Source organism: Candidatus Neomarinimicrobiota bacterium (assembly GCA_021734025.1).
Classification (GTDB): Bacteria; Fidelibacterota; JAANXI01; order JAANXI01; family JAANXI01; genus JAANXI01.
Genome location: JAIPJS010000025.1, coordinates 40,715 through 50,338, shown reverse-complemented (window position 1 = coordinate 50,338; position 9,624 = coordinate 40,715). Strand labels below are relative to the sequence as shown.

Genomic DNA, 9,624 nt, shown 5'->3' with positions numbered 1-9,624 from the left:
AAGCGCGATAAATCTCTTTCCGCTGTTTCGGAGTTAATTTCGTGTTTTTATGAATGTCCATAGGGCCTCCGTTGTTTCCAGTTACGCTAGTGTACAAGCTGAGTAAACTGTAAACAACGCGCTATTTTCTAACATGTTAATGTGTTAAAGTGTTCCTGTGTTCCAGTTCCCCCCGTCGGCCCCCGCTTGGCGTTAGCCGTTTCCAGCGCCGATGACTGTTATAACATCGTGGTATGTGGACACGAATGGCGTTTCAACGAATCGTCAACGATACTTAACAAAAACCCTCTTAAGAAGGAGCTACCACAATTTTTGAGTGCGCTCCTTACATTTTGACAATTGTTTCTACACAATTTGCAATAATGGAATTCGCAGCGACAGAGAATAAAGAAGAAACAATCTCCCTCAAACACTTTTGTTGCGCCTTTCTCCAGCTGAGAAAACATCCGGCCAAACTTAGGAAACATGAACTGTAACACGATAACACTCTAACACATTAACACTGCCGTTCCCGTCTTTTCATTGGAAATTCTGTTTGAAAACAGTGAGATTTAACCTTCGGAAATTCTGAATGAAAGGGAGTGACAATGGGGAGTTTTTGGGAATGGTGGCAGTATCTGCCGGCAAAGATGGATCCGGTTATATTTACCATCGGCAGTTTTCAGCTTCGGTGGTATGGCACCATGTACATCGTTGCGTTTGCTGTAACCTACATTCTGACTCAGTACCGTGTTAAGGATGAAGACCTGGAGTATTCCCAGGAAGTCATCGAAAATTTCTTTATGTATGCCATCATCGGCGTGCTGGTTGGCGGGCGGCTGGGATACGTACTCTTCTACAATTTTGGATACTATCTTCTGCATCCGCTGGAAATTATTCTGCCGGTTCGGTTCGGGAATGGTGTGGAATTCACCGGGATCAGTGGCATGTCGTATCACGGTGGCGTGATTGGAGTGATACTGGCATTTGTTTACGTGAGCAAAAAGCACAATTTGAACTTTTTCCGGTTTACCGATCTGGTTGCTCCTGCCATTCCACTGGGCTACATGTTCGGTCGCATCGGAAATTTTATTAATGGGGAATTGTATGGCCGGGTCACCGACGTCTCCTGGGGAATGTATTTTCCGTTAGATCCCACTGGCCAATTACGCCATCCATCCCAATTGTACGAGGCATTCTTTGAGGGCCTTTTTCTCTTTGCGATTCTCTGGATTATAAGAAAACGGACACCGTTTCAGGGATTCCTGCCCGGCCTTTACCTTATTGGATATGGCGTCGTTCGGTTTTTCATTGAATTTTACCGGATGCCGGATGAACATTTGGGGCTCGTTTTTCTTGGAATGACTGCCGGACAGATCCTCTGCCTTGCGATGATTGCTGGTGGAGTGGTCTTCTGGCGACTTGCGAAACGCGCGGATTGAGCGGATTTCGTTATCAGGATCACACCTTCGGAGTTCGAAGTTGAAAACATGTAAAAACAATCGTAAAATCGGAACCGAATCGGGTTAAATTTTAACTTCCACCGCATATTAATTCCTTGGACGGACAGGGGAGGGGCGTAATGAATCACAAAATTATCATCGTATTGACGGGTATCCTGGTGAGTTTAGCGTGGAGTAGCCCGGGATCCGCGGCAGAAGTGAACCTTTTGAAAAAAAACGGGGATGTCACGATCAAAAGAGCTGATGAGGTGGCCTATTCCGACGCAATTGAAGTCGGTGATACGGTTACAGGTGGCGATTCCCTGAAAACCGGGGAAGACGGTTTTGCCGCATTATTGTTCAGGGATGATAAAAGTATAATCAAAGTCCGCCCCAAATCACTATTCACGTTAATATCTCAGGAAGAAGTGGATGCGGAAGTCCGGGAAATACGAATGGAGCGTGGGAAGATATTGCTGGAAGTCACAGGCTCCGGTGGAGTTACCTATCAACTGGCCACTTCCACCTCTGTCGCCTCTGTTAAGGGTACCAGTTTCTGGACCGTTTCCGATGGACAGGGGAATGATCGGTTTATCGGCCTGGACGGTACCGTCGAAATCGTAAATACGGTAAGCGGTGATACTGTCCAGCTTCACGAAAATGAAACGGTCATCTCGTCGCCCTCCGGTTCCATTATGGCAACGCCAATGATCCAAAGCGATCCGCCGGCCGACCCGTATCCCGAAGGGATAGAAGAAGGCGAGAGCGAGCCAATGGATGAATCGGCACCGGGCGGTGAACCTGCCATGCCCGAGGAGCCGGAACAGCCGGAAGATACCGGTGAAGGTGGAGGCCCGTTCGGCATGAGTACGAAAGCAAGTGTCGGTGCAGCGACTATTGGTGGCCAGGTATATAATCAAATTCGGATTCAGCCGGAATTTTCCATCGGAAAAGTAGGGGTCGGTTTGGATCTGGCTCTCTATGTAGATCAGGATGGAAATATCCGGAGTGAAGATTGGGATGACGCTGGCGATGTTATCGACAAGGTTTATTACATCCGATATGGACAACCAGGCCAGCCATTATATCTTAGAGCAGGGGCAATCGATAATGTGTCTTTGGGATATGGTCTGCTCGTAAACAGGTATTCCAATGCCATCGAATATCCCGGTGTTCGTCGCGTTGGTCTGGAATACGAGGTCCAATTCGGAGATTATACGGTGACCGGTTTTCTCAATAATTTTCGGGAATTCACAACGAAAGATGGTCCCGGTCTCTTTGGTACGCGGGTCGCCTACAATCCGTTCTGGAAGGTCGACGTCGGTTTCACCTATGTGGTGGATGGCAATCAATATCTGGGAGCGACGGATACCGACGGTGACGGCTATCCCGATCCGGTCGACAAATTCCCTGAGGATGGCAACCTGGTCAACGATTCGGATAACGATGGGCTCCCGGACTGGTATATTGACCAGTATGAACAACATGATGGGAATCCGCCAATTTATGACAAGGATATTAACAACGATAATATCATAGACGAAGGATACACCCTTACGCAGGCGTTGCAGTCAATCAATGGGGTGGACCAGGTGCCGTTCAGCATCGCAAATCGCTTTTTGAGTCATGCCGCGGCTGTTGACGTGGGAATCCCGGTGCTGGACTGGCGATACCTGAATCTGCACCTGTTCTCTCAGTTTGCGCAGATCCTGCCCACCGGCAATGAAGACGCCTCTAAAATCGATATGTTCAAGAACAGCTGGGGCGCCACGCCGTTCGGCATGCTGATGCAGATCGGTTTTGTCCAGACGCAGTTCGAGTATCGCTATTTCCAGAAATTTTTTGCGTCGGATATGTACAACAGAACCTACGAGATCGACCGTGTCACCACCGGCCGGACTGAGCAGGGTGATCTTGCCTTCCTGACGAAAACCGAGCAGGTACTAAACCGGTATGATTATACGCAAAAGGGGTTCTATGGGAGTGCTTCAGCAAATCTGTTTGATATGGTGACGCTGACAGCCTCCTACCAGGATATGTTCGCCGGAAATGACCGGCTGCGTTCTGCCTATACCGAACTGGGGTTAAATACGATGTTTATCCCAAAGATCCGGACGGCCAGCGCGTACATATACAAGTCAAATGTGAACAATCTGACCGTACTCCGCACCCCGGGAACCATTATGGGATATTCGTTTGAATATGAGATTTCAGGCGGTGCGGCACTCCGGTTGAATATGCAGGAGACGTACCGGGATCTAAACGGGAATGGTGAGATCGAAGACGGCAATGAAGTTGTGCGATCTACCAGTATAGAGACGGTCTTCTCCTTCTAGTTCCGCTTTGGATTAGGTGTGGTGATTTTGTCCGACGGTAATTAGTTTAATATTAAACTAACGTTGGAAACACGCCGTAAAAGGAGAAGACGATGCTACAGAAAAAAATTGAGCAATATAAATCGTATGCGCCATTATTGCTGCGATTAGGATTGGCCGCGGTCTTTATTGTCCATGGATATAATAAACTTTCCGCAATCGCCAATACCACTGAGTTTTTCGCCAGCATCCAAATCCCGTTAGCCGGTTTCTTTGCCTGGCTGGTCGCGTTTGTTGAATTTTTTGGCGGAATTTTAGTTGCGATCGGGCTATACACCAGGATTGCAGCGGCCCTCATCGCCGTAATTATGATAATGGCTATGTTCCTGGTCAAATTTGCCCAGGGATTCGTCGGCGGCTGGGAGTTTGATTTTACGCTCTTTATGGTGGCGCTTGCCCTGATTCTTCTGGGAAGTGGCGACCTTTCGTTCGGTAAATATCTGGAGTCGAGATAATTTATCCCTCCGTCTGATGACAATAATTCTAAATCAGAACAGTTAGTATTGAATCCACCACATCGAATTTCGGGAGCACTTTATGTTTGCCTCATTATCGTTGTGGCTAGCCTCCTTGCCAGCGCCACTACGATCTATGGCCAGTCCCCTCCAGAGTCTTACAGGCAAACGCTGTCCTCCGATTTTCGGGCGAGCGGGAATACCCTTATGGCGTATGCAATCAGCCCGTTGCATTGGGAAAAAACGGGGTGGGTTTCTAATGGGGCACGTATCGCCGGTGTCGGCGCAGTGAGTCTCGTTGATGAGAGCATTCGGTCGCAGATGCGAGACTGGCGCGGAAATTCCAACCACTGGTCCATGCGATCCGGGCGGGTTGCCGGGAGTAAGTACACAGCCGTTTCTTTATCCAGCGGGATGTATCTGGTCGGTTTATTCGGGGAGTTCCCTAGTGTACGTGTTACCGGGCGATTGCTCATGGAAGGATATGTGGCCGCCGGAGCAACCACCACCATATTAAAAACCCTGATCGGCCGGCATCGGCCATATACTGATGACGGTGTTTATGTTTTTACTCCGCCCGGCCTCGAAAGTCCATCCAGAGCATTACCTTCAGGCCATAGTACCACAGGGTGGGTGACAGCGACTGTGCTCGCCAAACGGACAGACAATACCCTTGCCGATGTTCTGTACTATTCCGGGGCGACACTCATTTCCGTCTCCCGGATTTACCATGACAAACATTGGCTCTCGGACGTAGTCGCCGGTGCGTTTGTCGGTTATGCTAGCGGCGCATTTGTGGTTCGGAAGGAACGGGAACGGCAAGACGCTGTTCGCAAAAATAACAGCAAGATGTCATTTAGCGTGCATCCACAACCGGGTATTACACTTCGGTGGCAATTCTAACATTATAGCGGCTTAAAGACCGGCGGAGCCGGATTGAACTACCAGTTGCAACTTCTGTGGAAGTCCCCTATAATCTTACTGTTTATTTTCGTTTATCTGGCTCGGATTACCCGTGAAATTGAAGGAAGTTTTCTATGCCTGAAGACCAGTTCTATGAAAACCGTTCTCTTTTTTCCGACTACTACCTGGAACATCGACTGACTGACCATCCCGAATGGGATGAATCCGTCGAAAAAGCATACCAATCATTCCAAGACCTGTATCAACAGAACACAGAGCTGTATCCCAAGCTTACAGGCAAGGAAGCCAAGACCGAAGAAAAGTTTATCAAACCGGCATTCGACATCCTTGGGTTCTATCCCGAAGTACAGGATAAGGCCGAGAGCTATGGCGAGTTAAATTTTCCGGATTATTCGCTGTTTGTCAGTGAGGAGCAGCGGACTGAGGCGTTACAGCATCTGGACGAGAGTGAATACTTCAATTATCCCGTGGCCATTGCCGATGCCAAATACTGGGACCGGCCCCTGGATTCGCAATTTTCGGATGCAGAAGAACGACTCTCAAATCGCAATCCCAGTTTTCAAATCGTCCATTATCTTGTTGCCACCGGAGTCGAGTGGGGTATCCTGACCAACGGGGCAGTCTGGCGTCTGTATTCAACCAGGGCCCGGTCTCGTGTGGATACGTATTTCGAAGTGAACCTGCAAACCATTCTCGAAGAAGAGGACAGAGAAGCCTTTAAATTTTTCTACCACTTCTTTCGGGCTGCCTCGTTCGTAGAATCTCCTGAAACGGGTGATACTTTTATCGAGCGGGTGTTTACCGGTTCCATTCAGTACGGAAGTGAGCTGCAGAATCGGTTAAAGGAACTGATATTCGATGAAATTTTTCTGCATCTAGCGGAAGGGTTTATCGAATTCCAGCAGAAAAACGGCACAAAGGATATTAATAGTCCGGAGAATCTGGACGATATCTACGAAGGGACGCTTCGCCTGCTCTACCGGTTGCTATTTATCCTCTATGCTGAAGCCAGAGATTTGCTCCCGGTGCAGGAGCGAGGCTACCAAAAATACAGTATGATGCACCTGAAACGGCGGGCCTGGAAAGCGGTACGGGAAGGAGAGACACTGAGCAGAGTAGGCCATGATTACTGGAATGACCTGCAAAGTCTCTTCCGGATTATAGATTTAGGTGACTCGGATTTAAATGTGCCGCGATACAACGGCGGTCTATTCCGGCAGAATCATCCCCAGAATGCCTTCTTTATTGACCATTCGGTGCCCGACAAATACCTGGTGCCAGCGCTGCACTTGCTCACAATGGACGAAGACCCGGAGACCGGCGAGAAGCGCTTTATCGATTACAAGACCCTCGATGTGGAGCAGCTGGGTTCCATCTATGAAGGACTGCTGGAATTTCATCTCCGTATCGCCGATGAGCCGCTGGCTGTCACCAAAGAAAAAGGGCGGGAAGTCTACAAGCCGGTAGATGAGGTTGACAAGCCTCTCCGTATCATCGAGCAGGGTGAGCCATACCTTGAAAATGACAAGGGCGAGCGGAAAGCCACAGGCTCCTACTACACGCCGGAATACATCGTGCAGTATATCGTGGAAAATACGGTGGGACCGGTTTTAGAAGACCGGGCAGCGAAATTTGCAGAGCTGATGGAGGAGATTAAAGAGAAGAGCAGCGGCAACCGGAAACAGCCGGTGAAGCAACTGGAGCAGGAAGCAATCAATACCTTTCTCGGCATTAAAATCTGTGACCCCGCCATGGGCAGCGGGCACTTTCTGGTACGAACCACAGATTATCTCGCAGAACACATCATCGTGGAGCTTGACAAATACCCGGATAATCCGGTTATCCGGCGGCTGGAATCCATTCGGCAGGATATCATTGAGACGCTGGAGGAGCAGGATATCTCCATCGATGAACGGGTGCTGAAAGATACCAACCTGCTGAAGCGGATGGTGATGAAGCGCTGCATTTACGGCGTTGACCTGAATCCCATGGCCACCGAACTGGCGAAACTGAGCCTCTGGCTGGATTCGTTTACCGTCGGCGCTCCGCTGAGTTTTCTGGACCATCATCTGAAGGTGGGGAATTCTCTCATTGGAACCACCGTCCATGAAGTTGAAGAAGCGTTAGAGCCAGAAGAAGGCGTAACCGAAGACCTGTTCGGCAGCCCGTTCCGGGGCCTGCTCCAGGCGGCCAACCTGATGCGGGATGTGTCTGCGCTGACCGACGCCACCTTCTCGGAAGTCGAGCAGAGCATCTCCAAGTACGATGCGTTCGAGCAAGCCATACAGCCGTATAAAACCATCCTGGACCTCTGGGTGAGCCGTCACTTCGGAAACGACGGCGTCAAGCAGGTGATGGAAGTCCACGGCCAGGACGTGCTGGACGCTCTCAAACAGGGGAGCCGGGAGAACCTGCATACCTCCGAAAACGAATCCCTCCAGTTGACTGAAGCATTATCCGGGGAACATCACTTCTTTCACTGGGAGCTGGAATTCCCGGAAGTTTTCATCAACCTGGAGCGGTCTGACTGGAAGGAGAATCCGGGATTTGATGCGGTAGTGGGGAATCCTCCTTACTCGTTTGGCAGGGATTGGGGACAAACAGGTATAAAAAATTATTTTAATGCAGTTTACAAATGTTCAAAGTATCAAATCGATCTTTATCAATTATTTACTGAGCAAGGTATTAGAATCAATAAATCGGGAGGATATTTTTCACATATTGTACCTGATACATGGACAAATGCAATTTATTCGGATATTCTTCGAAAGTTTATTCTCAAACAAACTGAAGTTTTAAAAATAACAAGCTCAGATATTCAAATTTTTCCTGATGCAACAGTTGATACTATAATTTTCTTATTCAGGAATTCTGAAAGGCATGGTAGTAATGAAGTATCAATACAAAAATTTACTAAAGACTTAACCATACATTATTTATACAGTATTAGCGTTTCAAGGTTTGAAAAGAATGAGAATTCACTTTTCAACTTTTGGCTATCACCTGAAATTGAGACAATAATTAATAAAATCAGGTCGAATGCAATTGTATTATCTGAAGTCTGTGAAACAACCAGAGGTATAAATGCTTACGATAAAGCAACCGGACAATCAGAAGAGGTTATTAGTAACCGAGAGTATCATGCCGAAGGAAAAATAGACGATTCATTTGTTCCTGAACTTATGGGGAAAGATATTGGTCGGTATGAGAATAGATGGGATGAAAATCATTATATAAAATATGGTAAATGGCTTGCCGCTCCACGGGAGATTAGGTTTTTTAAATCCCCAAAATTGCTTGTTCGTAAATTATTATCTGCCGGTAGAATTGTTTCCATCGTTGATTATGATGAATTTTTTGTTGACCAACAGCTATATATTGGAATTCCACATAATAAAAATTATAACCTGAATTATTTGTGCTCAATCTGTAACTCAAAGTTGATTAGTTTTGTTTTTAACAATGAACAGAGAGAGGAAGGAGTATCATTTCCTCATTTAAGAGTAGACGCTTTTGATAATTTGAAAATCCGAAAAATCGACTTCACTTCCTCCAATTCTGAAAGGGAATCCGGATTAAAAGAATTCACCGAGTTGCACAGTGAGCAAATCGAAACCGCTCAATTCGATAAAATGCTGGAATTGGTCAGCGGGCATTTGTCCGCCTCGCCGGAGCGGTCGGGTGTGGTTCATGACATCCTCGCCCACCTGGCGCAGCAGATGCTTCACATGCATGAACAGAAGCAGGACGAAACCTCCGGCTTCCTCTCCTGGCTGGAGCGGTTTATGGGGACGGCGCTGGAGAATCTCTCCGGCTACACCATCATCCAGGAATATTACGACATCGACGGCGGCAAAGAGGAACTCATCGACCGCCTGAAACGGAACAACAGTAAAATCCCCGACGCAGACATGACCGCCCGAGCAGCCCAGGAAAAGGTCATTGAGGAATATGAAAAAAGTATGGAGACACTCCGACCGCTCCTTGACCGCATCGAGAAAACCGATACGCTTATTGACCGGATTGTGTATCAGCTGTACGGGTTGACGGAGGAGGAGATTAGGGTAGTGGAGGATTCACCATAATTATTAAGCAAATGAGTAGAACAGCGGGATTTTCTGCCGCAGATCTAACATCAAATGAAACAAATCCTATTGTCGATGATTACAGTTATACTTAGATACTTCCAGGTGTAAAAAAAGTCGATAGGTGCAGGTTCCGAAATTTGAACAGATTTTATTTGGGTAGGAATTAAATTGGGTCAATACCATGGATATAAAAAAAGCCAGGCTGGGAACCGGGCAATCTGATGGCACACTACCTGAATAAAGCCGGACTACCGGGGAAATGCTTTCCGCATTAGTTTCAGTATACTTTTGCCTCCAATCATACAGCAGATCACATGTGCGTGAAAGCGGCCCTGAGGGATTCCAGTATCAAATTAACGGA

5 protein-coding genes are annotated in these 9,624 nt (G+C 47.6%); all 5 read left to right on the top strand.

Annotated features, from left to right (window positions below; all coding sequences use genetic code 11):
* The first annotated feature begins 587 nt into the window (after positions 1-587).
* The 5 genes from lgt (at position 588) to K9N57_16725 (ending at position 9,260) form a co-directional block, all read left to right on the top strand.
* Positions 588-1,421 (top strand): prolipoprotein diacylglyceryl transferase, encoded by an 834-nt coding sequence (gene lgt, locus K9N57_16745; GenBank protein ID MCF7805830.1) that lies wholly within the window; start codon positions 588-590, stop codon positions 1,419-1,421.
* Between the two features lie 140 nt (positions 1,422-1,561).
* Positions 1,562-3,757, top strand: a complete 2,196-nt coding sequence (locus K9N57_16740) for a FecR family protein (GenBank protein ID MCF7805829.1) — start codon at positions 1,562-1,564, stop codon at positions 3,755-3,757.
* A gap of 92 nt (positions 3,758-3,849) precedes the next feature.
* Positions 3,850-4,251: a DoxX family protein gene (locus K9N57_16735; protein MCF7805828.1), complete on the top strand. Its 402-nt coding sequence runs from the start codon at positions 3,850-3,852 to the stop codon at positions 4,249-4,251.
* Between the two features lie 207 nt (positions 4,252-4,458).
* On the top strand, positions 4,459-5,154 hold the full coding sequence (locus K9N57_16730) for a phosphatase PAP2 family protein (GenBank protein ID MCF7805827.1): 696 nt from the start codon (positions 4,459-4,461) through the stop codon (positions 5,152-5,154).
* A gap of 134 nt (positions 5,155-5,288) precedes the next feature.
* Positions 5,289-9,260, top strand: a complete 3,972-nt coding sequence (locus K9N57_16725; GenBank protein ID MCF7805826.1) for an Eco57I restriction-modification methylase domain-containing protein — start codon at positions 5,289-5,291, stop codon at positions 9,258-9,260.
* The last annotated feature ends 364 nt before the right edge of the window (positions 9,261-9,624 follow it).